General features: G+C 41.6%; 20 protein-coding genes, 1 tRNA gene, 4 pseudogenes and 1 CRISPR repeat array (1 of these 26 only partly in view). Of the genes and pseudogenes, 13 read left to right on the top strand and 12 right to left on the bottom strand.

The window, feature by feature from the left end:
- Position 1: 1 nt before the first annotated feature.
- Positions 2–581, top strand: a pseudogene (locus AOT13_RS19115) (aminotransferase class I/II-fold pyridoxal phosphate-dependent enzyme); the annotation flags it as partial.
- 122 nt (positions 582–703) lie between these two features.
- The gene (yugI, locus tag AOT13_RS19110) at positions 704–1,069 is read left to right on the top strand and encodes a S1 domain-containing post-transcriptional regulator GSP13 (protein ID WP_003248361.1); all 366 of its coding nucleotides are present in this window, start codon (positions 704–706) and stop codon (positions 1,067–1,069) included.
- Positions 1,070–1,106: 37 nt separating this feature from the next.
- Here yugI and AOT13_RS19105 read toward each other — a convergent pair whose 3' ends face one another.
- The gene (locus AOT13_RS19105) at positions 1,107–1,340 is read right to left on the bottom strand and encodes a DUF378 domain-containing protein (RefSeq protein ID WP_013400088.1); all 234 of its coding nucleotides are present in this window, start codon (positions 1,338–1,340) and stop codon (positions 1,107–1,109) included.
- A gap of 153 nt (positions 1,341–1,493) precedes the next feature.
- Here AOT13_RS19105 and AOT13_RS19100 point away from each other — a divergent pair, with 153 nt between their 5' ends.
- The 3 genes and pseudogenes from AOT13_RS19100 to AOT13_RS19090 all read left to right on the top strand — a co-directional run bounded on the left by AOT13_RS19100 (position 1,494) and on the right by AOT13_RS19090 (position 6,311).
- Complete coding sequence (locus AOT13_RS19100) at positions 1,494–2,657, top strand: iron-containing alcohol dehydrogenase (protein WP_003248362.1); 1,164 nt, start codon at positions 1,494–1,496, stop codon at positions 2,655–2,657.
- 159 nt (positions 2,658–2,816) lie between these two features.
- Positions 2,817–4,175: pseudogene (locus AOT13_RS19095) on the top strand (glucose-6-phosphate isomerase).
- Between the two features lie 443 nt (positions 4,176–4,618).
- Positions 4,619–5,640: a CRISPR direct-repeat array (repeat unit 30 nt; unit sequence GTTTCAATTCCTTATAGGTAAGATACAAAC).
- 268 nt (positions 5,641–5,908) lie between these two features.
- Positions 5,909–6,311: pseudogene (locus tag AOT13_RS19090) on the top strand (YugN-like family protein).
- Positions 6,312–6,408: 97 nt separating this feature from the next.
- Here the strand turns inward: AOT13_RS19090 and AOT13_RS21330 are convergent.
- Genes AOT13_RS21330 through AOT13_RS21320 form a run of 3 tightly spaced genes read right to left on the bottom strand, consistent with a single transcriptional unit; the run spans position 6,409 to position 7,316 of the window.
- Complete coding sequence (locus AOT13_RS21330) at positions 6,409–6,639, bottom strand: hypothetical protein (RefSeq protein WP_335645867.1); 231 nt, start codon at positions 6,637–6,639, stop codon at positions 6,409–6,411.
- Positions 6,632–6,805, bottom strand: coding sequence for a TrkA-related ion transporter (locus tag AOT13_RS21325; RefSeq protein WP_345788562.1), 174 nt, complete (start codon positions 6,803–6,805; stop codon positions 6,632–6,634). Before AOT13_RS21325 ends, AOT13_RS21330 begins: the two co-directional genes overlap by 8 nt.
- A 10-nt stretch (positions 6,806–6,815) precedes the next feature.
- Positions 6,816–7,316 carry a potassium channel family protein gene (locus AOT13_RS21320; RefSeq protein WP_345788561.1) on the bottom strand — a complete coding sequence of 167 codons (501 nt, stop codon included), beginning with the start codon at positions 7,314–7,316 and terminating at the stop codon, positions 6,816–6,818.
- 127 nt (positions 7,317–7,443) lie between these two features.
- Here AOT13_RS21320 and AOT13_RS19080 point away from each other — a divergent pair, with 127 nt between their 5' ends.
- The gene (locus AOT13_RS19080) at positions 7,444–7,629 is read left to right on the top strand and encodes an H-type small acid-soluble spore protein (RefSeq protein WP_013400090.1); all 186 of its coding nucleotides are present in this window, start codon (positions 7,444–7,446) and stop codon (positions 7,627–7,629) included.
- A gap of 275 nt (positions 7,630–7,904) precedes the next feature.
- Positions 7,905–9,242, top strand: coding sequence for a purine/pyrimidine permease (locus AOT13_RS19075; protein WP_167542277.1), 1,338 nt, complete (start codon positions 7,905–7,907; stop codon positions 9,240–9,242).
- On the opposite strand, the gene AOT13_RS21160 is transcribed toward AOT13_RS19075, so the two are convergent.
- Positions 9,195–9,551 (bottom strand): MFS transporter, encoded by a 357-nt coding sequence (locus tag AOT13_RS21160; RefSeq protein ID WP_073519236.1) that lies wholly within the window; start codon positions 9,549–9,551, stop codon positions 9,195–9,197. The two genes, AOT13_RS19075 and AOT13_RS21160, sit on opposite strands and share 48 nt — an antisense overlap.
- Positions 9,533–10,372: an MFS transporter gene (locus AOT13_RS19070; protein ID WP_081002201.1), complete on the bottom strand. Its 840-nt coding sequence runs from the start codon at positions 10,370–10,372 to the stop codon at positions 9,533–9,535. Before AOT13_RS19070 ends, AOT13_RS21160 begins: the two co-directional genes overlap by 19 nt.
- Positions 10,373–10,471: 99 nt before the next feature.
- Between AOT13_RS19070 and AOT13_RS19065 the strand changes: the two genes are divergently transcribed.
- Both AOT13_RS19065 and AOT13_RS19060 read left to right on the top strand, forming a co-directional pair.
- On the top strand, positions 10,472–10,960 hold the full coding sequence (locus AOT13_RS19065; RefSeq protein WP_013400093.1) for a GNAT family N-acetyltransferase: 489 nt from the start codon (positions 10,472–10,474) through the stop codon (positions 10,958–10,960).
- A 60-nt stretch (positions 10,961–11,020) separates the two neighbouring features.
- Positions 11,021–11,278, top strand: a complete 258-nt coding sequence (locus AOT13_RS19060; RefSeq protein WP_013400094.1) for a hypothetical protein — start codon at positions 11,021–11,023, stop codon at positions 11,276–11,278.
- 120 nt (positions 11,279–11,398) lie between these two features.
- On the opposite strand, the gene AOT13_RS19055 is transcribed toward AOT13_RS19060, so the two are convergent.
- The gene (locus AOT13_RS19055; RefSeq protein ID WP_042385159.1) at positions 11,399–12,340 is read right to left on the bottom strand and encodes a thermonuclease family protein; all 942 of its coding nucleotides are present in this window, start codon (positions 12,338–12,340) and stop codon (positions 11,399–11,401) included.
- Positions 12,341–13,698: 1,358 nt separating this feature from the next.
- On the opposite strand from AOT13_RS19055, the gene AOT13_RS19050 reads away from it, so the two are divergent.
- A complete protein-coding gene (locus AOT13_RS19050) occupies positions 13,699–14,463 on the top strand; it encodes an N-acetylmuramoyl-L-alanine amidase (protein WP_042385154.1) in 765 nt (254 codons plus the stop codon).
- Positions 14,464–14,611: 148 nt separating this feature from the next.
- Here the strand turns inward: AOT13_RS19050 and AOT13_RS19045 are convergent, their stop codons facing one another.
- Together AOT13_RS19045 and AOT13_RS21270 are read right to left on the bottom strand one after the other, a co-directional pair.
- Entirely contained in the window at positions 14,612–16,072 is a 1,461-nt protein-coding gene (locus AOT13_RS19045) for an aldehyde dehydrogenase family protein (RefSeq protein WP_013876329.1), read from the bottom strand.
- Between the two features lie 20 nt (positions 16,073–16,092).
- Positions 16,093–16,965, bottom strand: coding sequence for a methyl-accepting chemotaxis protein (locus tag AOT13_RS21270; RefSeq protein WP_013876330.1), 873 nt, complete (start codon positions 16,963–16,965; stop codon positions 16,093–16,095).
- A 561-nt stretch (positions 16,966–17,526) separates the two neighbouring features.
- Here AOT13_RS21270 and AOT13_RS19035 point away from each other — a divergent pair.
- From AOT13_RS19035 to AOT13_RS19025, 3 genes and pseudogenes are all read left to right on the top strand, one after another.
- A pseudogene (locus AOT13_RS19035) lies at positions 17,527–17,908 on the top strand (tyrosine-type recombinase/integrase); the annotation flags it as partial.
- Between the two features lie 134 nt (positions 17,909–18,042).
- Positions 18,043–19,866, top strand: a complete 1,824-nt coding sequence (locus AOT13_RS19030; RefSeq protein ID WP_013876331.1) for an APC family permease — start codon at positions 18,043–18,045, stop codon at positions 19,864–19,866.
- 506 nt (positions 19,867–20,372) lie between these two features.
- Positions 20,373–21,089, top strand: coding sequence for an alanyl-tRNA editing protein (locus AOT13_RS19025; RefSeq protein WP_042385152.1), 717 nt, complete (start codon positions 20,373–20,375; stop codon positions 21,087–21,089).
- 283 nt (positions 21,090–21,372) lie between these two features.
- Here the strand turns inward: AOT13_RS19025 and AOT13_RS19020 are convergent, their stop codons facing one another.
- From AOT13_RS19020 to AOT13_RS19010, 3 genes are all read right to left on the bottom strand, one after another.
- Positions 21,373–21,822 carry an NUDIX hydrolase gene (locus tag AOT13_RS19020; protein ID WP_013400100.1) on the bottom strand — a complete coding sequence of 150 codons (450 nt, stop codon included), beginning with the start codon at positions 21,820–21,822 and terminating at the stop codon, positions 21,373–21,375.
- Positions 21,823–22,280: 458 nt separating this feature from the next.
- Positions 22,281–22,353 (bottom strand) — tRNA-Ala (locus AOT13_RS19015).
- Positions 22,354–22,446: 93 nt separating this feature from the next.
- Positions 22,447–23,116, bottom strand: partial view of an MgtC/SapB family protein gene (locus AOT13_RS19010; RefSeq protein WP_003248394.1) — the 3' portion only. It continues 8 nt past the right edge of the window; only the last 670 of its 678 coding nucleotides appear in the window; its start codon lies beyond the right edge, outside the window; its stop codon occupies positions 22,447–22,449.

Genomic DNA, 23,116 nt, shown 5'->3' with positions numbered 1-23,116 from the left:
GCATGATTTGCTTGTCATTTCTGATGAGATTTACGCCGAGCTGACGTATGACGAGCCGTACATAAGCTTTGCGGCAGTTGACGGGATGCGGGAGCGGGACCATTTTGGTTTCTGGTTTTTCGAAAGGGTTTGCAATGACCGGCTGGCGGCTCGGATTCACCGCGGCGCCTGCGGAAATTTTGCAGGCGATGCTTAAAATTCATCAGTATGCGATCATGTGCGCGCCGACAATGGCGCAATACGCCGCGATTGAAGCGTTAAGAAACGGCGAACAAGATGTGGAATATATGAAAAAAAGCTATCGGCGCCGCCGCAATTATTTTGTCCAGTCATTAAATGAAATCGGGCTCAGCTGCCATATGCCCGGCGGAGCATTTTACGCTTTTCCGTCGATTCGGGCGACGGGGCTGACATCGGAACAATTTGCGGAAAAGCTGTTATTGGAAGAAAAAGTGGCGGTGGTTCCTGGGAGCGTGTTTGGCGCAGGGAGGGAAGGATATATTCGCTGCTCCTACGCTTCCTCCATGGAACAACTGCAAGAAGCGATCAAGCGGATCAAACGCTTTTTAGAGCGGTTGTAACGGTCCTGTTTCTGCTATCACAGCCGCTGCGATAGCAGAACAGCTATTTTTTTTGATTGGCCAAAAAAATTATGTTATAATATTATGACACATATTCAATTTGGAATATAGGAGTGTTTTGGTTGTCCAACATCGAAGTGGGAAGTATCGTGAAAGGAAAAGTCACTGGCATTCAGCCATACGGCGTTTTTGTTGAATTAGACAGGGAAACGCAAGGGCTTGTCCACATTTCAGAAATTTCTCATGGATTTGTTAAAAATATTAAAGATTACGTGAATGTCGGTGACGAAATAACCGTGAAAGTGCTGTCCATCGACCCGCACACCAAACGGGCGAGCCTGTCGATGAGGGCGGTGGAAGAAGGACAAAGAAACATGAGAAAACGGCATGTAAAGGTGAAAATGTCGTTAAACCCGGGTTTTCATACATTGAAGGAAAAGCTTCAAGAATGGATTGAGCAATCGAAAAAAGAAGACTTATCAAAGTAAAACACCCACCATTGCCAAGGTGAGTGTTTTGCTTTATTTATGTTCGGGAAGCTTTTGGTTCTGTGCGTCCCAATTCTTCTGCTGGTTTAAAAAGAAGTGCGAGGTTAATAAGTCCGGCAATGCCAACAAGCCCATAAATAATGCGGGACAACACGGAATCTTGACCGCCGAATATAGCGGCTACCAAATCAAATTGAAAGAAACCGATTAATCCCCAGTTGATAGCGCCGATAATCGTAAGCAATAGCGCAATGCGCTGAAGTGCATTCATCTGTAAATTCCTCCTTAAACCTTTTTCAGTTATTTGTTTATAGAATGCATAATGCTTACTGAAAATATACATAAGTTTGTGAAAAAAGAGTTAATTGCTTTACAGGCGAAACAAGTGGCAGCCATAATAGAAGAAAAGGAGGAGTTGATTTATATGGAAAATTTTTCTTTTCAAAATCCGACTAAATTAATTTTTGGGAAAGGGCAAATTGAACAGCTGAAGGAGGAAATCCCCCGTTACGGGAAAAAAATCCTTCTCGTTTATGGCGGCGGCAGTATTAAACGGAACGGCTTGTATGATGAAGTAATGAACTTATTGAATGAATTAAAGGTGGAAGTAACAGAACTTCCTGGCGTGGAGCCAAATCCGCGCTTGTCCACTGTGCGGAAAGGCGTGGAAATTTGCAAAACGGAAGGAATTGAGTTTTTGCTCGCGGTTGGCGGCGGCAGTGTCATTGATTGCACGAAGGCGATCGCGGCGGGTGCGAAATATGATGGCGATCCGTGGGATTTCATCACAAAGAAAGTGAAAGTTTTCGAAGCGCTTCCGTTTGGGACAGTGTTAACGCTTGCGGCAACCGGATCAGAAATGAACGCCGGTTCGGTGATTACAAACTGGGAGACGAAAGAAAAATATGGCTGGAACAGTCCGGCGACGTTCCCGCAATTTTCGATTCTCGATCCTACCTATACGCTCACAGTTCCGCGGGATCATACGGTTTATGGAATCGTCGATATGATGTCCCATGTGTTTGAACAATATTTCCATCATACGGCGAATACCCCGCTGCAAGACCGGATGTGTGAGGCGGTATTGCGCACGGTCATGGAAGCGGCGCCAAAACTAGTTAATGATTTGCAAAACTATGAGCTGCGGGAAACGATTTTATATTGCGGCACTATCGCTCTCAACGGCTTGTTGCAAATGGGGCTCCGCGGCGACTGGGCGACGCATAACATCGAGCATGCGGTGTCAGCGGTTTATGATATTCCGCACGCCGGAGGGCTGGCGATTTTATTCCCGAACTGGATGAAGCATGTGCTTGATGAAAATGTCAGCCGGTTTGCCCAATTAGCTGTTCGCGTTTTTGACGTGAATCCTGAAGGGAAAGCGGAACGGGACGTAGCGTTAGAAGGAATTGAAAAATTGCGCGAATTTTGGTCAAGCATTGGGGCGCCGTCACGGCTTGCCGATTACGGAATCGGCGAAGAAAGTTTAGAATTAATCGCTGACAAAGCAATGGCGAACGGCGAATTTGGCAAGTTCAAAAAGTTAAACCGCGACGATGTGCTGGCGATTTTGCGCGCATCGTTATAATATTAAAAGAAGCGGCGATGGCTGCTTCTTTTTAACTATTGACAGTCATGAAATGTTCAAAATGAATCCGTTTACATAACGGGGCACGACTTGATTCTGTCCCATTGTTTCGCTAAAGTGTAAGAGGGGAAGAACATTTTTGTTTGGAGGATCGAGCGTATGACACATATTCGTTTTGATTATTCAAAAGCATTGGCGTTTTTTGGCGAACATGAACTTACGTATTTGCGCGATGCGGTGAAAGTTGCTCATCATTCCCTTCACGAGAAAACAGGCGTAGGCAATGATTTTTTGGGCTGGATCGATTTGCCGGTGAATTATGATAAAGAAGAATTTGCCCGCATTCAAAAAGCAGCCGCAAAAATTCAAGCAGATTCCGATGTGCTGTTAGTAATTGGAATCGGCGGTTCATATTTAGGGGCGCGCGCAGCGATCGAGATGCTCCATCATTCGTTTTATAACGCGCTTTCGAAAGAAAAACGCCGCACGCCCGCAAATCATTTTCGTTGGCAATAACATTAGCTCGACATATATGAAAGATGTTTATGGATTTTGCTGGAAGGCAAAGATTTCTCCATTAACGTTATTTCAAAATCGGGAACGACGACAGAGCCGGCTATTGCGTTCCGTATTTTTCCGCAAACTGTTGGAAGAAAAATACGGGAAAGAAGAAGCACGCAAACGGATTTACGCGACGACGGACCGGGCGCGTGGCGCGTTAAAAACATTGGCGACGGCAGAAGGATATGAAACATTCATCATTCCGGACGATGTCGGCGGCCGTTATTCTGTGTTAACGGCAGTAGGGCTTCTGCCAATTGCCGTAAGCGGCGCAAACATCGAAGAAATGATGAAAGGAGCGGCGCAAGCACGCGAAGACTTCAGCAACTCTGAACTGGAAGAAAACGCTGCTTATCAATATGCAGCGATCCGCAACATTTTGTATAACAAAGGAAAAAACCATTGAGCTGCTGATCAACTATGAACCTGCACTGCAATATTTTGCGGAATGGTGGAAGCAGTTGTTTGGCGAAAGTGAAGGCAAGGATCAAAAAAGGGATTTTCCCGGCATCGGCGAACTTCTCGACAGATCTTCATTCATTGGGACAATACATCCAAGAAGGGCGCCGCGATTTGTTTGAAACGGTATTGAAAGTCGAAAAACCGCGCCATGAGTTAGTCATCGAAGCAGAGGAAAACGATTTTAGACGGATTGAATTATTTGGCAGGAAAAACGGTTGATTTTGTCCAATACGAAGGCATTTGAAGGAACGCTTTCTCGCCCATACGGATGGCGGTGTGCCGAATTTAGTGATCACCCTTCCAGAATTAAATGAATATACGTTTGGTTACCTCGTCTATTTCTTTGAAAAAGCTTGCGCAATGAGCGGTTACTTATTAGGGGTAAATCCATTTGACCAACCAGGCGTAGAAGCGTATAAAGTCAATATGTTTGCCCTCCTTGGCAAACCAGGATACGAAGAGAAAAAAGCGGAACTGGAAAAACGCTTGAAATAACAGAACGGATTTTCGGAGTGCATCATGCACTCCGTTTTTTGCATGCGAAGACATTACTTGCCACCGGTTGCTTATCAAAAAATCCCTTCCGCTGCGGGAAGGGATTTTTATCTTATTTGTAAAAAAAGTAATTTTGCTGTGTTTTTGTCTCAGGCATCTGTGTTTCGCGCTTATCGTAGCAAATTTTCGCTGACACCCACGGTAATATGCAATAAGAATGGCTTGCTCAATAAAAAACAAGATTCACCGAGGTTTTAAGTTTTGCAATATAAACCGTGGCAGCAAAGGTAGCAACAATGCAGCTGCACACCTGTTTTGCTCCTCATAATAAGATACAAACTGAATTGCGTATCGGAAGGCAGCCGGAGTAAGTGTTTCAATTTTTCATAAGCGAAGGCACAAACGAAAAAACCTAAGAGATAAGAGAAGAGAACGATCTCTTAGGTTTTAATCCTTATAGGTAAGATGCAAACTGCTTGCAGATTGGCAGCCAGACATTACTGAGTTTAGTTTCAATTCCTTATAGGTAAGATACAAACCTCGTCCGCCAAAAGAATGCGAATCGGCCGGCTTGAGTTTCAATTCCTTATAGGTAAGATACAAACGGCGTTCGCTGTGCCTATAAGGCGTTCGCTGCGCCTGGTTTCAATTCCTTATAGGTAAGATACAAACAAGCCAATGAGGATAGAGCGATTTTGGCAGAAGTCAGTTTCAATTCCTTATAGGTAAGATACAAACCTTTTTTAACTTTCTCTTCACGCCAAGGTGCTTCAGTTTCAATTCCTTATAGGTAAGATACAAACAAATGACCGTGTTCTTTTCTCATATCTCGAAACGTGAGTTTCAATTCCTTATAGGTAAGATACAAACACATGCCTTGCCACCTAATTGCTTGACTAATTACTTCGTTTCAATTCCTTATAGGTAAGATACAAACGATGAGAGCGTCGCGTTCTAAAGAAGGTGCTTTCATGTTTCAATTCCTTATAGGTAAGATACAAACACAACAGCTGCTCAACTCGAAATAACAAAAAATAGTGGTTTCAATTCCTTATAGGTAAGATACAAACATCATGGTCGAGTGCAATTACTCAATGGATATTCTGTTTCAATTCCTTATAGGTAAGATACAAACGAGAGCCGGAATAGCAAAGAAATCATTTCTTCGAAGTTTCAATTCCTTATAGGTAAGATACAAACGAGATACCACCAAGCTGATCTAATTCAGGGGCCGTCGAGTTTCAATTCCTTATAGGTAAGATACAAACGAGGCTGTTCTTGAAACAAAAGCGCCGGAATGTGAAAGTTTCAATTCCTTATAGGTAAGATACAAACTTGAGGGTCAAGGAGTGCGCGACAGCGCCACCCAAGTTTCAATTCCTTATAGGTAAGATACAAACGACAAGTGAAATGAACGACTTGACGCTGGATGAAGGTTTCAATTCCTTATAGGTAAGATACAAACCCCAAAAAAGCGTTGGTATATCAGCTTTTTTCGAAAGCAAGCTATGTTTAGTATATAGTTGGTTTTGAAAATTTCGTCAATATGCGGCGGTGCTGATGGAAGTTGGGAAAAGCAGCAAAAGGGAATGTCGTCGATCCCTTGGGTTTTCTGCGCTATTCCAGGTCGACGACATTGACAGTGTGGGGCATTATGTAGCAGGCAATATTCCATAACAATCATATAAAGAGCGCGAATAGGGAAACATAGGTGAAAAAGGAGGTTGTTTGCGATGATCGAAATTCCATCACAGTTGGAAGGGAAAACGTTTCCTCTATTTCAATTGGAGCAATTGTTAAAGCCGCTTGGTTATACCATTGGCGGAAATTGGGATTATGATCATGGTTCATTTGATTATAAAATTGCCGATGAAGCGGGATATCAATTTTTTGCGCGTTCCATTCGAAGCAATTGACGGGCAGCTTGATTCCCACGGAAACCACTGTCAAGCTCGGCAGGCCGTTTTTTACTGTCGCACAAGTATCAAAGCGGAGTGGATGACCATGCTTATGCAGGAAATTTTGGCGCGGCTTTTAACCAGTTTTCGGAGCCGCAGGACCCTGATGCGGCGGTTTCGGAAAAAATATATTAACGTTGGAAAAGCGCTCGTCAAAGATTTTAGAAAAATCGCCTGATCGATTAAGGCGTGATTACGAACAGACGGTCTCCCTTTTCGATCAAAAAATGCGGAGAAGGGTTTATATATCCTTCTTCTTCTCTCATAACGCCGATTTAAAAATCATTCGTTTGTCTAATAACATTTCGCTGCTTTCCAAAAAACGTTTTTCCGATGAGCGGGCCTTCTGCAGCGATCAGTTGCAGTTTTTTGCCGTGAAGTTGGTGCAGCAATTCTATGATCGCTTTGGATACGCCCGGTGATTGAAGGCTGTTTGCCATCGTGAAGCTTGCCAGCAAATTGGTTTGAATCACTTCATCCGCACCGGCTCGTTTTGCGTTATTCACGTTCTGTTTCTGTTAATATTTCCACAATCGCGTATATGGATGGATGAATGCCTTTGACAGCCAGCAATGTTAAAATAGAGTCTTTGTCTGCGTCTGCTTCGCTTTTGTGCTGATTAGCCGTTATCAAAATCATTTGCGCTTCGGTGGCGTTCGCTTTATGAAGCACATCGTCATAGCTAGGATTTCCTTTTATAAAAATGAACGTTTTTAAAAGGAACCGGAAGCTCATTTAAAGTGGCATCAATAATAACGCATCGGACAGGAGGGGTATATTCCGAAAGTTTTGCTATTACTTCGCGAGCCCGTTCGTTCCATCCAACAATGATGATATGCCCTTTCTGCATATAACGGAGCTGCCCATTTGACAGTGCTGACTCTTTGGCGACAGCCGCCGCTGATAATGACGCGAAATAAGTCGTGATGACTCCCGTTCCTAGCAAAATGAGAGAAATGGCGACGATTTTCCCAGCAACCGTTTTTGGCACCATATCGCCATAGCCGATGGTAGCGGCTGTCACGATTGCCCACCATATGCCGTCGAACACATGCCGGAACGTCGCTGGTTCGACGAAATGAATCAATGTTCCAAAAATGACAATCATGATCGTCCCGATGATAAGCAAACGCATAAAGACAGGAAGACGCAAATACGATATGAACACATCCCAATTTTTCATCAGTTTCCTCCATATACAGGCTGTTTTGCGAAGTCACTATTTGCATTTTTGCCTATTTTTTGCATAAAAATTCTTTCCCGTTTCATACTACATCATGATAAATACAACAAAAGAGAGGGATGTGAACATGGATATAAATCGGGTAAAACAAATTGTTTCATCTCCTGCAGATATTCCGGTTTATTACAATGGAGTATCTGTTTGGATTGATGATTATAATGAGCAAGAAGAAACAGCCACAATTCATTTGCGTGACGGGCATCTGCGCGAACAGCGGGAAGTGCCTGTAGAGGAGCTTACAGAGAAACAATAGAGAACACATATGGGAAAAACGCCGCTTTTCAGGCGTTTTTATTTTTCCGTTTCTGCAAAGCCGATAATGGCATGGCAATATGACAGATATGATGCAAGGACAAATAAAAAGATGGATCTGGCATTAAGTTGATCGTTTAGTTTCCAACATTCGCCGTTTAATAAGCAAGCAGGGAGATGCGGCTGTTTGAAAACAAATGTTTTTCTCATCGATGCGGCATTATGGTATCCTTTTCCTCAGGAGAATGCTATTCTATATGGAAAGGGTTATAGCTCGTGAGGCAAGTTATTTCCTCCCTGCAATGGTTTTTATTCATTATATCGGGAAGCATTGTCGTGCCGGTGACAGTAGCTTCTTTGTACCAGCTTGAAACGGCGGACGCGATGGCGTTTATTTCGCGGACATTTTTTGTGTTAGCGGTCGCTGGATTGTTGCAAACCGCTTTTGGTCATCGTCTCCCTCTCAATGAAGGGCCTGCCGGAATTTGGTGGGGGATTTTTATTTTGTACGCAAGCTTTGGGGTCGCGTTATACGGTACCCGTGCGGAAACGCTTCGTGTCCTTGAAAGTGCGCTGATCATGAGCGGAATTTTGTTTATGTTATTGAGTTTGCTTGGAATTGTAGACCGTCTTGCCCGTCTGTTCACTCCGACGGTAACCGGGACGTATTTGCTTCTTCTTGCGGTGCAGCTGAGCGGATCGTTTTTAAAAGGATTGCTTGGAGTGGATGAGACAGGAAAAGTCTCTATCGTTGTCGCAGCGCTGTCGACGATCATTATTTTTTTGTCGCTATGGATGACCAATCATCCTGTTTTACGGCAGTTCAGCATTATTGTCAGCATGATCACCGGCTGGATATTGTTCCGTTTGTTTGGATTTGCCCCTTCCATCCATTGGACGGAAAAGTGGTTTGAATTTCCTAAATGGTTTGCGTTCGGGCCGCCGCGTTGGGAATGGGGCATCGTTCCTACCGCCTTTTTTGTTACGCTTTTGCTTTTAACGAATATGTTAGCAAGCGTGAAAGTAGTGGAAAGTGTCATGAAAGCAGAGAAAGCAAATGCCGGGAATCCTTCTCCGAAGCGGGCTGGTTTCATGATGGGAATCAGCCATATGATTAGCGGGGTGCTGGCGGCGATCGGTTCCGTTCCGATATCTGGAGCGGCGTCGTTTATTGCCACAAGCAAAATTACGAAGCGGCTTCCTTTTGTCATTGCTTGCGTTCTCATTATGCTGATGAGTTTGTTCATGCCGGCGGTATCTTTGTTTACCGCTATGCCTGCCGCGGTAGGATATGCCGCTATTTTCCCGATGTTTGCTGGAATGATTACGCTTGGATTGAAAGAATTAGAGCAAAACGGTGGATGGAAAGAGCGGGCGGAACAAGTAAGCCTGCCGCTATTTACAGGAATCGGAGTGATGTTTGTGCCTTCTGAAGCGTTCGCTCCGCTGCCGCCGGTGATTGCTTCGGTGGCGAGCAACGGATTGATCGTTGGCACGCTGCTGTCCATTTTTGCTGGAAGCAGTGGCAGGAAAAAAAGGGGCTACTTCTGCATCGAAGTAGCGTTGTTATATAGAAGAGGTTGGACGATTCATAAACATGACGCGCGCGGTTAACCAAAGCGAGAAGAAAAAGAATCCGATATCAGTGAATCCGTATACGAGAGCATATCCTCCTAACGAGAATAGCAAACTTCCGATCATTGGTCCCAAAGCCATTCCCATGTAGCGGAAAAAGTTATATACCCCGATGGCGGTAGAACGGTTCGCTTGAAACACGTACGTTAACAAAGTCGTCTGCACCGGCAAGGATGTTCCTAAAAATAAGCCAAACAGCATGATAGATATAAGCAGCAATGAAATGGAAATATGCGAAACGATCAGAAACAGCAAAATGGACGCGACATTTAAATATGATGTTGCCAAAATGATATGGCGCTCTTGCCAATGCCCTTGAATGCGTCCCCGATAAAACTTCCAATGACGATCATGCATGACATCGCCAAATAGGCGATTCCTTTTTCTTCCGCAGACAAACCGTATCGTTCAGTTAAAATGCTGGGAAGAAAAACGAGAAAATTATACATAGCGTAATATTGAATAAATCCTAATAAAATAATCGATGAGCCTGTTCGGTGACGAAGGATCGGGATAAAATCGCGAAGCCGGAATGTTTTTGCCAATTGTTTTTCCGGTTTTGTTTCTTGGAGAAAAATAAAGTTTCCGACCCAGATAAGCAATCCTGCCAAAACGAGAACGAGAAAGACGGAATGGAAGTTAAACCTGCCGCCAAGAAACCCGCCGACGATCGGGCCGGCAACCGGCCCGAGAGAAACCATCATTTGAAAAGTGCCCATCGCTTTTCCGCGTGCTTTCCCCTCGAATAAATCCCCGATGACGGTTGCGGCAACTACCGACCCAGCGGCGATTCCGATCGCTTGCAAAGCCCGAAAGACAAGAAGGACATAAATCGAGTTGGAAAAAAAGCAGCCAAGCGATGCGGTTATGTAAAGGAAAACTCCGAAGAGCAACACGTTGCGCCGCCCTTTTGTGTCCGTTAAAGGCCCGTATACCATTTGCATCAGTGCCAAGAAAAAAGTAAAAATCGAAATCGTTAAATTCACTAAAAAAGAAGAAGTTCCAAAATCTTTTGTTACTTCTGGTAAAATAGGGGTGTAAATCGTCTGTGTAAATGGGCCGAGAAACGCGGCAAGCGAGACGAGATAAACGATAGCAGTGCGATTCATTACGACCTCTCTCCTTTCCTGTCATATATGTAAATGATTATACTCCCTCGTATATTGTTTTAGTAAGCAAAACGCACATGGTGAAAAGGTGGAGATAAGATGATTCGGAATGCAAACATTGAAGACTTGCCAGCAATTGTTCAAATATATAACGAAACGATTCCGTCAAGAATGGTAACGGCAGATCTTGAACCAGTGACCGTTGAAAGCAGGAAAGCGTGGTTTTTCAATCATGATCCGCATACGCGTCCGCTGTGGGTCGTAGAGCTGGATGGGCATGTGCGCGCATGGCTTAGTTTCCAATCGTTTTATGGGCGGCCGGCGTATCGCCATACGGCGGAAATCAGCATTTACATTTCCGGAGCGTATCGGGGAAAAGGAATCGGCAAACAGCTCTTGCAAAAAGCGGTGGAGGAAGCGCCTAGCTTGGATATCAAAACTCTTTTAGGGTTTATTTTTGCGCATAATGAGCCTAGTTTGCGGCTTTTTATGCGCTTTGGTTTTGAAACATGGGGACATCTTCCTAAAGTTGCCGAACTAGACGGGATCGAGCGGGATTTGCTCATTGTTGGCAAAAGAATGGTATAGAATGAGGAGAATAGGATAATCGTAATAAATGGACAACATCGATAGAAAGAGGGAAGCAAAATGAACGTGATGCCGATTCGTTTATTCACGATTCAAGACGGGGAAGGGTTTGTCGCAGACGCGTTTCAATGTCCGGTGACAGGCAATTTAATTTACAAATCATCAGGAACACCTTCTGTGATCGCATACAATGCATTAACGGAAGAACAAATACAATATTTAGAAAAATATGGATTTCGGCGGATGAACGGCGCTTCGGCTGCGGCCGCGTCATCTCCCGGCTCTTCCACGCTGGAGGAGTTATTGCCAGAGCAATAAAAAGAAAAGAGCTGATCGTTTTTTTGGATCAGCTCTTTTTCAATGTTTAAGATTGTGATGGGGGAAACACACTTTATCATTTTTGTCCGCAGATGCAAGAGAAGGGGAATGGTTATAAGTTTATTTTCGACTTAAAAAGTAGAAAAAGGCAACGATAAATGCAAATACAAGCAAGTAAAAGACAGGACGTTCCGTGTTGGAATCAGAAGTTTCTTTTGCGGTTGTTTCCTGATCCGCTTGCTGGTTTTTCTGTTCATTATCAGGCGACGGAATGTCTGGTTTTTGGCCTTCGCTTTTTGTTTGCTGATCGGCTGAATTCATTTTTGACGATGATGCCCCGTACATTCCTGCGCCGGCTTGTTTCGCTTCATCCATTGCCTTGCGAATGCGGTCTTCGTATTTATAATCCCCGTAATCATAAAAATCTTCCACTAACCCCGCTTTCGCAATTTCTTCCTGCAGCAGTTTATCTCCTACCCAGACCCATGCTAATAATCGGCGATATTTGTCAAAAAGCGTGCTTCCATCTGTTTCTAATGTAATATCCCCGCGGCTTAATCGGGAACAAGTAAACCGGCTTGCTTCTTTTCCATATGGTTCAACTTGTATTGTGCTTTCAGGAGTGTCGATGAAAAGAAAGCGGGTGGTATATTCCCGTCCATTGACCATAAACCTCGCCGTATCTCCGTCAATGCATGTCACCAGTTTTGCAGGATATTTTTGGCCTAATTGCAATGAAGAGGATTGGTTCGTGGACTGTTTCGGTGAAGACGCGGCGGAAGAAGATGTTCCGCCCAGCGTATGTCCTTGCAAATCAATTTTATCCAGTGTCAACTGTCGCACACATTCGGAATTGCTGTTGTATTTTTTTATTAGCTGGGCTAGCGCCGCCTTATCTTTTGCTTGCATTGCAATCGGTGTTGGTTCATGCAATAAATACGTACAATCGGATTTGCGGAAATGCCCGCCAAGTTTATCGAGCGCACCCGGATGTGCAAAACTATTTCCCGGAAAAATCGCTGTGGATACTATTATGGCTAGCGCGCTAACGAATTTCTTCATGATTCCGTCCTCCTTCAATGAATGGCGCGAGATATGCGGCAATATGTATGGATGATCGCTGCTTTCTTCACTTAAAATTATGCAAGCAAAAAAGAAAAACCTTGCTGCGCAAGGATTTTCCGGCGTAAGGGTGATATTGCACGATTCATGATTGTACTGTATAACAAGACAAAAAGCAATGGATCAATAACAACGAAAAGCTTATTAAGTTATGATAGAAAAAATTAACAAAATTATTATATTGACAGGGAGACTTATGAACAAAAACAATCCTATATAGTGCTTAGATTTGGCCCGTTTTTTGCTATAGCAAAATACTCCACACCTAAATTAATGATTGTAATAAATAAAACAGAGATGGCAAAAGCAAAACTTTTTCCTTAAACATGCTTGTGAAAAGAGGGGAAAAGATAATTAGAAAAGTGAGTTGCTGAAAAGTTCCTCGAGCAAAAATGGTGACTTTTCTGCCCAGAATGTTTTAAAGCCACTTTTATACATCTATATCCTCCTTACTATCGTAAGTAACCAGCCAACACTAGCTCCTAACCAGGCCGCAGCAACACCGGTTCCTAATTGCCCAGCCAGCTGATTCCGGCAAGAGCCATAAGACAAGTGAACTAACATGAGCGAAACCTTGTTTATCATTTTGCCTTCATAATATAAAACAACTTGTCGGCTTTATCGATTTTTTTTATCACTAGCAAATTTCGTTCAAAAACTTCAAAGGCCAGTCAGGCAGCGGACAGAGAGGGTTAATTCCTTATAGGGAGATACAAATGATTTTGGTTCTAAAACTCTTGTTGATCGGGTGAATCGGTTTCAATTCCTTATAGGTAAGATACAAACTGAACAGGCAAACGGAGAAAGCCTTGAGGTTGAAATGTTTCAATTCCTCATAGGTAAGATACAAACTCTAACTCTGACGTATGCGGAGAATATGCAGGATATGTTTCAATTCCTCATAGGTAAGATACAAACCCAAAAAAAATATTGATGTATCAGCATTTTTCTGAAATGTTACATAAAGTATACGCTATTAAGAAAATTGTGTCAATATATGGGAATGATGAAGATTCCTAAGGAAAAAGGGAATAAGAACTGTCGTCGATCCCTTGGGTTTTCTGCATGATCGGAGGTCGACGGCATTTATTATATTTAGGAATGCAATGTTTTAGGAAAGAATGTGCAAAAATCCCCTTTCCTATATTTATTCGCGAGAGGGCATGCCACGAACGGAAATAAGTTGCCTGTTAGGTAGGTGGCTTTTTCTTTTTTACGGTGGTGATTCAAATGCACAAGGCTTTTTATACAGGCACGTCCAGCGAACAAACATAAATTATTTATGGAGGTGAGGAGAAATGGTAAAAATCTTTATTGATCCAGGACATGGCGGAGCAGATCCCGGAGCAATTGGAAATGGGTTGCAGGAAAAAAATGTGACACTTCAAATTGCTGTGCGGATTCGAGATATCCTGTTAGCTGAATATGATAATGTTTCGATCCGAATGAGCCGTATTGGTGATCAAACGGTCAGTTTAACAGAACGGACAGCTGCAGCTAATACATGGGGAGCCGATTTTTATCTTTCCATCCATGTTAATTCTGGCGGAGGAACTGGATATGAAGATTATGTTTATCCAGGTGTCGGGTCCCCGACAACAACCTACCAAAAAAATATTCACGAAGAGATTATAAAGCTGGTGGATTTTTTGGATCGCGGAATGAAACAAGCAAATTTCTTTGTTTTAAGAGAAACTAACATGCCTGCAGTTCTCACCGAAAATGGCTTTATTGATAATGCAAACGATGCACCGAAACTGAAAAGCAGTTCATTTATTGAGAACATTGCCCGCGGCCATGTCAATGGTATCGTTCGGTCTTTTGGATTGCCGAAAAAAAGCGCAGGAACGCTTTACAAAGTGCAGATTGGCGCTTTTAGAGTGAAAACAAATGCAGATCATTTAGCGGCAAAAGCAAAGGCAAAGGGATTCAATGTATATGTCATTTATAAAGATGGACTATATAAAGTGCAAATTGGTGCGTTCGCCAATCTTGAAAACGCGAAACAACTGGCAGAAAAAGCAAAAGCTGCAGGATTTGAAGCGATAATTATCCAGGAATAATATGTTTTAAAAGCCCTTCTCATCGGAGAAGGGCTGGGCTTTTTGCATTATCGACAAGCTGACAGAAAAAGTTCTAACCCGTTATGTATCAAACGAGTTATGAACGATTTGCTTACTTAGTGAACGATGGGTACCAGATTTATCATGATTACGAATATGGGTATTTTCTCGGTGTATGTTGAATGGAAATCCATTTAACAGTTGTAAACGCATCTAAGCTCCATGAGCCGTTGAGTCGTCCTAATCCTGAATTTTTTTCTCCGCCAAATGCAACTATTGGTTCATCATTGATGGTTCCGTCGTTAATATGAATCATACCAGTTTCAATCTGTTTCGCCATCTCCGCGCCGCGTTCAATATTGGATGTATGGATGGCGCCGCTTAAGCCAAAATCGCTGTTGTTGGCATACTCAATTGCTTGTTGGTCATTTTCAACTTTCATAATGCATACAACTGGGCCAAAAAGCTCTTCTTTGGCAATCGTCATATCCGGCGTAACATCGGTAAATATGACGGGTTCTACAATATTTCCCTTCACTTCTCCTTTTAAAATAGGGGTTGCGCCTTCTTTTATGCCTGTTTCAATAAGGTTGATAATCATTTGAACTTGTCTTTCATTCATCAACGGTCCAATAATCGTCTCAGGGTCTCGTGGATCGCCGCATTTCAAACTAGCTACTTTACGTACATATTTTGTTAAAAATTCATCATATACTTTTTCATGAACGATAATTCGATTCGCTGACATACAAATTTGGCCTTGATGTGTAAAACGGCTGAAAACCGCTGCACTGACAGCAAGATCAATATCGGCATCATCCAGGACAATCAGTGCACTATTTCCTCCAAGCTCCAATGAGACTTTTTTCAAATGACGTCCGGCAACTTCACCGATATGTTTTCCAACTTTACTTGAACCTGTAAATGAAATAACCTTTGGAATTGGATGTTCAATGAATCCGTCGCCAATTTCCTCAATTTCAGTTATAACAACATTTAGCAGACCTTTTGGCAGACCTGCTTCTTCAAAAATTTTGGCAATGAGCGTTCCACCGGTGATAGGCGTATGCTCATGTGGCTTTAGCACAACACCGTTTCCTGCTCCTAATGCGGGAGCGACCGATTTCATAGAAAGGAAAAACGGAAAGTTAAAAGGACTAATCACACCGACAACTCCAACAGGAATGCGATATAGGCGATTTTCTTTCCCATCAACTGGGGATGGTAAAATTTTTCCTTCCATTCGAAAAGGATATGTAGCTGCTTCTTTGATTATATTGATAACAAGATCAATTTCAAAAGCTGCTTTCAGTTTTGTCCCGCCAAGTTCTTCGATAATGATGTTTTCAATAGATTCTTTATTCTCTTCAATATATTTTACCGCATTTTCAAAAACAGCTCTTTTTTCAATAGGGTTCGTATGTTGCCACTTTTTTTGGGCTTCTTTGGCTGATCGATAGGCTTCATCAACGTCTTTTAAGCTGGCGCATGTAAATGTTGTAATCACTTCATTGTTGTATGGATTAAAATCTATCAGTTGTCTGTTGCTGGTGCCATCTTTCCATTCTCCACTGATATATTGCTTATTTAATAACTTGAAATTTACCATGAACTTAACCCTCCAGTTTTTTATTTTTCTATTTCGATATTTTGTTTTGCTATTTCTGCAAGCACTTGGATGTTTGTATTGATTTCTTGCATTGTAGCGGACAGCTCTTCAATAGCTGCTGATTGGGCGCTCGATTCTTCACTTACTGATTGAATAAAATCGTTTAGCTGCTTAATAAGATTCTTCATTTGGTTTGTTTTTTCATTGATTTCTTCGACATGTTGTTTCGAGGTGTTGGCCATTTTCCGTACCTCGTTCGCTACAATGGAAAAACCTTTGCCATGTTCACCGGCTCTTGCAGCTTCAATAGCAGCATTTAGTCCTAACAAATTACTTTGATCCGCAATTTCTTTTACCAAATTTGAAATTCCTTCAATTTTACCAACATTTTCGGCTGCTTCTTTAGCCTTTTCTGAAATGGTTGTTATTTCATTAGAAAGCTCAGTGATGGAGTCGGCCATTGATTGGATTGTTGCAGTTATTTCCTCCATGACTGTCGAAAGATTAGAAGAGATTTCTGATAATTGCATAGCCTTCTCCATATTAACTCCGATTCCGATACCGCCTACAACACGACCATTACGGTCATGAATAGGCATAGCCTTTGCAATTAAGCCAACCCCAAAAAGCTCCTTTGGAACAATAGCAGAGAGAAGCTTGTTTTGTTTGATCGCATTTGTGATGATGTCGCCTTCTTGTAAAGGATCACCAGGTTTGACATTTAGAGAAAATGTTTTGGCCGGATAATTAACAATTAACTTTTCTGTGTCATAAATTCCGACCGTAATGTCTTCATGCACAAGTTGGTTCAAGTATGGGGCCACCTTTAGAAATGCATCCAATAGCTCTATATCCTCAGCATTTGTTTTTTCTTTTTCTTCTACCTTCTCCATTTAATGACACCATCCTTGAGAAAATTTTGCTACTAATCTTATTATCGGAACTAAATATAAAAAATTTTAGTAATGATATGACATATGGCAGTGATCAGCAGAGATTTTGTAAATTTTATCTGAAATAGGCGGGAGGCTGCCACTTTTAAATGGACATGGTGCAATCCAATAAATCTATAGTGCTTGGAATTGAGAAAATGGAGGTCGCTCCCGAAAAATGTTGAGCCTGTCCTCCTGATGGCAAAACGGTATCGTGTCTATACTTTTATCGATTCGTGAAGTGATCAAGGCATGCATTCAAGACGGGGATTTATCGCTTTGGGTAGATCTTTTTGACAGAAAAAAGAAGGTGGAGTGAGACTCTGACCTTCTTCCATGTGACCGCCGACCGCAAAATGAATAAAAACGTGCGTTTTTTATGAAAGCGAAAATCAAATTTATCATCGTGCCAAAGGAGGCGCTTTCCGCCAAAGATAACTATTCATTTCGGAGATTGAGAAGAGATGGATAAGCCATTAGCCGAAATTGGCCGCAAAGCACCAAAGAAAGCGGTTGAAGCGTATTAGAAAAGTATCGTATGAAAAACAAAAGCGGATTCGTATTTCGACTTCATTGAAGCGGGAGTTGAATTGGTATATTGAAGGAAAAGAAGATGGCGAACATTTCATCAAAAGCCGCGATGGACATAATAAGCCAATCGGCCGGAGCATGGCATGCAAAATTCTGCGGAAGGTTGCCAACCGCTTTCGTTTAGATAAGGTTGGAACGCATACACTCCGCAAAACATTCAGCTATCACTTTTACCAGCAAACCAAAGATGGTCATGCTGAAAGAGATCTTTAACCATTCGTCGCCGGTGATTACGTTAAAGTATATCGGTGTCAATCAGGATTCAGTGGATCGAGCCATGTCGAAATTTAAGATCTGGAGTACACATGTTTAATTCCATTTATCCCCTAATCCTTTTATTTATTAATTTTCAGAGTGTAAACAATACTAATAAAAAGCGAAGGCTATTCATTTCTTTTGAGAAGTGATAATATTCTTATGGAAATCTTGCATATTGGTGGTGTACATATGGTTTCATCGTTAAAACGATTTCTAATCGGCAGACCGTTGAAATCAACCGAACTGGGAGAGCAAAAGTTGAACAAATTGAAGGCATTGGCGGTTTTATCGTCTGATGCCCTGTCTTCGGTTGCATACGGTACGGAACAGATTTTACTTGTTCTCGCAACAATTGGAGCTATTGCATTTTGGTATTCCCTCCCTATTGCGATTGGGGTTCTTATTTTATTGATGGCACTTATTTTATCGTATCGCCAAATCATTTACTCTTATCCACATGGGGGCGGGGCTTACGTCGTTTCCAAAACAAATTTGGGTGTTAATCCTGGCCTCATTGCCGGAGGCTCTTTGCTGGTCGACTATATTTTAACGGTGGCGGTAAGTGTGTCCGCGGGAACAGATGCCATTACATCCGCATTTCCAACTTTACATCAATACACAGTTGGAATTGCTATCGCCATGGTTGTGTTTATCACTATTCTTAATCTTAGGGGCATAAACGAATCCGCTTCTGTTTTAGCGTATCCCGTTTATTTGTTTGTGTTGGCACTTGTTATTCTCATTATTGTTGGGATTTTCCGAATTATAAATGGCCAAGTGCCATCAACTTTGCATACACCTGTCGGTACTGCAGTGCCCGGAATTACGTTATTTTTATTACTGCGCGCTTTTGCATCCGGCTGTTCTGCATTGACAGGGGTAGAAGCGATCTCCAACGCTGTTCCAAATTTTAAGGAACCGGCGGCAAAAAACGCTGCCAAAACGTTAGTGATGATGGGATTCATCCTCGCTTTTTTATTTGTTGGAGTCACTTTTTTAGCATACTGGTATGGAATTGCTCCGAAAGCAGAAGAAACTGTTGTTTCCCAACTTGCTTCTGAGGTGTTTGGAAGAAGCGCGATGTATTACTTTATCCAAGGAGCAACTGCCCTTATTTTAATTTTGGCTGCAAATACGGGGTTTTCTGCCTTTCCTTTGCTGGCATATAATCTCGCATCCGATAAATACATGCCAAGAATGTATCTTATACGTGGCGACCGATTAGGATATTCAAACGGAATCATCACGCTTGGCCTTGCTTCTATTTTGGTGATTGTTGCTTTTAATGGGCAAACGGAACAGTTAATCCCTTTGTATGCGGTTGGCGTATTTATTCCTTTCACTTTGTCACAAACAGGAATGATTGTAAAATGGGTGCGCGAAAAACCAACAGGGTGGGTACCAAAGCTGCTTACAAACTTGTTAGGAGCTGCCATTACACTAACCGTGCTGTGCATCTTTTTTATCACAAAATTTACTCAAGTATGGGCTGTGCTTGTCTTTCTTCCGATTATCGTATTTATTTTTCATCAAATCCATAAGCACTATGATGCCGTGGCAGAACAACTGCGCGTCAATCCAAACGAGATTCCCGACAAAATTGAGGGAAATGTCGTGCTTGTGCCTGTTGCGGGAATAACAAAGGTAGTCGAACAATCCTTAAATTACGCCCAAGCCATTGGAGATTACGTATTCGCTGTATATGTGGCCTTTGATCGGGAAAGCATGCTTCGAATGGAAGGGAAATGGAAAAAGTGGCACCCGGATGTTCGGCTTGTTACCCTCTTTTCTTATTATCGCGATCTTATCACACCAATTTCCAAGCTGGTGGATACCATTGAAAGCAAGGCGGAGGAAAGAAACTATACAGTAACAGTTTTGATTCCTCAATTTATACCGAAAAAGGGATGGCATAACTTTTTGCATAACCAATCCAGCGTTTTATTGCGCTTGTACCTTCTATATAAGAAAAATGTGATTGTCTCAACAGTTCCTTACCGGCTCCACAAGTAGAAATTAAGCGGTAAGCAGGGGGGATTGCTGAGCTATCATCCCCGTTTTTTTATGCAAAGATCATAATTGCAGATCGAACGATCTTTAACAGATTTAGTAAAAACTGAACGTTTTTTCTTTTGTTTTTTAACGGAGTGCATAATCGGGTGAATGCAGGAATATCAGCGGATTTGGCAAATTACCCGGTTACACCCAATAAAACGAAAGTTTATAACAAGACTTTACATTTTATGGGATAACGGTAAACTGTAATGGACAAATTCAAAGAAAAAATTTACTGCAGATTTTTCCAAGCGCCACTTCAGGAGCGGGGTGGCGTTTTTTATTTTGATATGAGTTTGATAGACCATGCAATGTTTGCTGATAAGATAATGCCTGCCTTTTGAAAATTGCAATATTTCTGTTCTCTCGCCTTAGTTTTTGTCATTTTATCCATTTTTTGAAAAATAAAAATCCTATTGTTATAATAAATGGGAATATTTTGACTATTGGAGGTGGATTTACATATGACAAGAGAACTTTTCTTAGAAGACAGTTATAAAAAAGCACATCATGCTAAAGTCATCGAAATTAAGGAGGACAAAATTATTTTAGACGAGACGATTTTCTACCCCACAGGTGGCGGCCAACCTCATGATACAGGAATGATCAAACAAGGAAATGAGACATTTAAAGTGAATAAGGTTCAAAGAGAAAATGGACAAATTGTCCATTATGTAGACAATGTTGAAAAACTAAAACAAGGTCCTGTAGAGATACTGATAGACTGGGATCGACGATATAAATTTATGCGTTATCATTCCCTGTTGCATGTATTAGCCGGTTATCTTTATAACAAATTCGGGGCTTTGGCGATAGGAAATCAAATTTTCGAGGATCGGGCAAGAATCGATTTTCAATTCGAAGAACCTTTAACAAACGAACAATTTAACGAGATTGAAGATGAAATAAACAAGTTAATCCAAGAGGATCATCAAGTCTCAATACGCACCGTTAGCCGTGAAGAAGCGGAGAGAATTGACGGTTCTATTAAGACGGTGATTAATTTGCTGCCTCCTTCTATTAAAAATGTCCGACTTGTTGCTATTGGTGACATTGATGAACAGGCTTGCGGGGGAACACATGTAAAAGAAACAAAAGAAATAGGCCCTTTTCAAATTTCGAAAATCAAAAGTAAAGGACAAAACAAAAAACGCTTAGAAGTTACTTTAAACTGTACTTGAACAAGTTTATTGGTACTGTCAAGAATTTTATGGAATGTAAGATAGATAGGGTATCTCTGAACTATGGAGCTGGAAATGGATCGCGGGCTGGTTTGCTCTGCACAGGAGACTGAATATTCAGTCTCCTGTGCAGGAAGATCCCCTTATCCCATTGATTAACATTATTAGTTCATATAATGTTCTTCAAACATTCGTTGGAGGGATTTCTGTGCTTCGGCGAATCCTTGCAACTTTCGCCCAGCCTCTTTTCTTTTGATCTTATTATGCATCACCAAATAAAAAATTAAATTGTTTTATTTATAATGTGTTGAATCCTTTCTGGAATGGATGTTCTTAATTCCTTCAAATATTCGGCTAAAAATTCAGGTAAAATTGTTAAATTATTGATATTATCAATTTTATGCCACTTAAATTTCAAAGTTTGTTTGCCTTCATATCCTTCGAAGCTATTTTGGTTATATAGCGCACAGTTTTCTGGAAACTCTATCAGATAATAAAATTCAATACTTTGTTCTTTTTGGTTGTTATATTCAAAAAAATTTTCTGCTACCCATAACAAATTCTTTATTTTAATTTCAATCCCCAATTCTTCTTTAAATTCTCTTTTTAATCCTTCTGCTGTTGCTTCGAACCCCACTCCACCACCAGGTAAAACCCAAAAATCATCCATCTTATGCAAGAGTATATGTTCATTATGCACCACAACTCCTGCAGCTCTAACTCTCGTTCTCAATAAAATCTCTCCCTTTTATATATTTTTTCACTAATTATCATATAGTCCTGCAATTCAGGAAGGTTTTTATTTAATTCCGTTTTGATCTTGATTTAGCTTTCAAGTGCGATAGAACTAACTATTTCGAAACAATTTGGAAAAGATAAAAGAATTTATGATGTTCAAAAATCTCTCGCTTCATATGTAGCCAAAATAGATATAAGCCTGCTCAAAACGAGCAGGCTCTTCGTTGGCGGCATTCATGAATTTATGAAGGAGGAAACTAACTGACTGATTGATGATAACTTCAGGATTACCAGCGGTAAAATCGTTTTAAGACGTGGCGGTGCAGAGCAATTGTTAAAAGAAATTGATCAGCGTTTATAAAATTCGATGATTAAAAAAATTCGTCAACCATCCGTCAACAACGCAATTAAAGCAAAATAGGAAAAACCCTTGCCATGCAAGGGTTTTTTCAATGGAGCATACCGGGTTCGAACCGGTGACCTTCGCGCTGCCAGCACGACGCTCTCCCAACTGAGCTAATGCCCCATTTTGGCTTGTCGTTTATATCCGCTTTTTATTATATATACGACTTTTTTGAAATGCAATATATTTATTGGATTTTTGTTAAAGGGATGGGCATCAGGCGCTTTCAATATCAATATTAATGATCGAATCGATGGTGCGGATGGCGTAGTAGACGTCGGCAGCAGCGCGTTTTTGGTCAACAGCTGCTTTTAGTTTGATTAAATGATGGTGGTTTTCTAAATCTTTAATACGCATTGTCTTAATATCAATATTTTGTGACTTAATTTTGTCAATCACCTCGGCAATATTTTTGGCATCTGCAACGGTGATTTGCAGAAGAATCTCTTTCTCTCGCAACTGCTTTGGCCCGAAAATACTCATTAAAACAGGAATGAATTCAACGCTTACGATTAATAAAGCAACGCCAAATGCGGATTCCCAATAAAATCCGGCGCCCACTGCAACACCAATGCCAGCTGCTCCCCAAATGATCGCAGCTGTTGTCAGCCCAGAAATACTATCGTTCCCGCGCCGCAAAATGACTCCTGCGCCTAAAAAGCCGACTCCTGATACAATTTGAGCGGCAAGGCGGAGTGGATCCATCGTAATATGATTTTTTTCGGGAAATACATAAGCGGATTCGATGGATACGATCGTTAACAAGCAGCTGGAAATGGAAATGACTAGACATGTCTTCAAGCCAACGGGTTTACGTTTTAATTCTCTTTCCAGCCCGATAATTAAGCCTAATATAGCCGATATGCCTAGCTTAATAAAAGGATCG

The sequence above is a fragment of the Parageobacillus thermoglucosidasius genome (assembly GCF_001295365.1).
Classification (GTDB): domain Bacteria; phylum Bacillota; class Bacilli; order Bacillales; family Anoxybacillaceae; genus Parageobacillus; species Parageobacillus thermoglucosidasius.
Note: the sequence above shows the minus strand (reverse complement) of the source record. Positions and strands in the feature narration are given on the sequence as shown.

What these genes read in the sequence shown, in the direction of transcription:
- AOT13_RS19105 (WP_013400088.1), bottom strand. Translation starts at nt 1,340, where the DNA reads ATGAATGCACTTCAGCGCATTGCGCTATTGCTTACGATTATCGGCGCT.
- AOT13_RS19100 (WP_003248362.1), top strand. Translation starts at nt 1,494, where the DNA reads ATGGAAAATTTTTCTTTTCAAAATCCGACTAAATTAATTTTTGGGAAA.
- AOT13_RS21320 (WP_345788561.1), bottom strand. Translation starts at nt 7,316, where the DNA reads ATGAAAAATTGGGATGTGTTCATATCGTATTTGCGTCTTCCTGTCTTT.
- AOT13_RS19080 (WP_013400090.1), top strand. Translation starts at nt 7,444, where the DNA reads ATGGATATAAATCGGGTAAAACAAATTGTTTCATCTCCTGCAGATATT.
- AOT13_RS19070 (WP_081002201.1), bottom strand. Translation starts at nt 10,372, where the DNA reads ATGAATCGCACTGCTATCGTTTATCTCGTCTCGCTTGCCGCGTTTCTC.
- AOT13_RS19065 (WP_013400093.1), top strand. Translation starts at nt 10,472, where the DNA reads ATGATTCGGAATGCAAACATTGAAGACTTGCCAGCAATTGTTCAAATA.
- AOT13_RS19060 (WP_013400094.1), top strand. Translation starts at nt 11,021, where the DNA reads ATGAACGTGATGCCGATTCGTTTATTCACGATTCAAGACGGGGAAGGG.
- AOT13_RS19055 (WP_042385159.1), bottom strand. Translation starts at nt 12,340, where the DNA reads ATGAAGAAATTCGTTAGCGCGCTAGCCATAATAGTATCCACAGCGATT.
- AOT13_RS19050 (WP_042385154.1), top strand. Translation starts at nt 13,699, where the DNA reads ATGGTAAAAATCTTTATTGATCCAGGACATGGCGGAGCAGATCCCGGA.
- AOT13_RS19045 (WP_013876329.1), bottom strand. Translation starts at nt 16,072, where the DNA reads ATGGTAAATTTCAAGTTATTAAATAAGCAATATATCAGTGGAGAATGG.
- AOT13_RS21270 (WP_013876330.1), bottom strand. Translation starts at nt 16,965, where the DNA reads ATGGAGAAGGTAGAAGAAAAAGAAAAAACAAATGCTGAGGATATAGAG.
- AOT13_RS19030 (WP_013876331.1), top strand. Translation starts at nt 18,043, where the DNA reads ATGGTTTCATCGTTAAAACGATTTCTAATCGGCAGACCGTTGAAATCA.
- AOT13_RS19025 (WP_042385152.1), top strand. Translation starts at nt 20,373, where the DNA reads ATGACAAGAGAACTTTTCTTAGAAGACAGTTATAAAAAAGCACATCAT.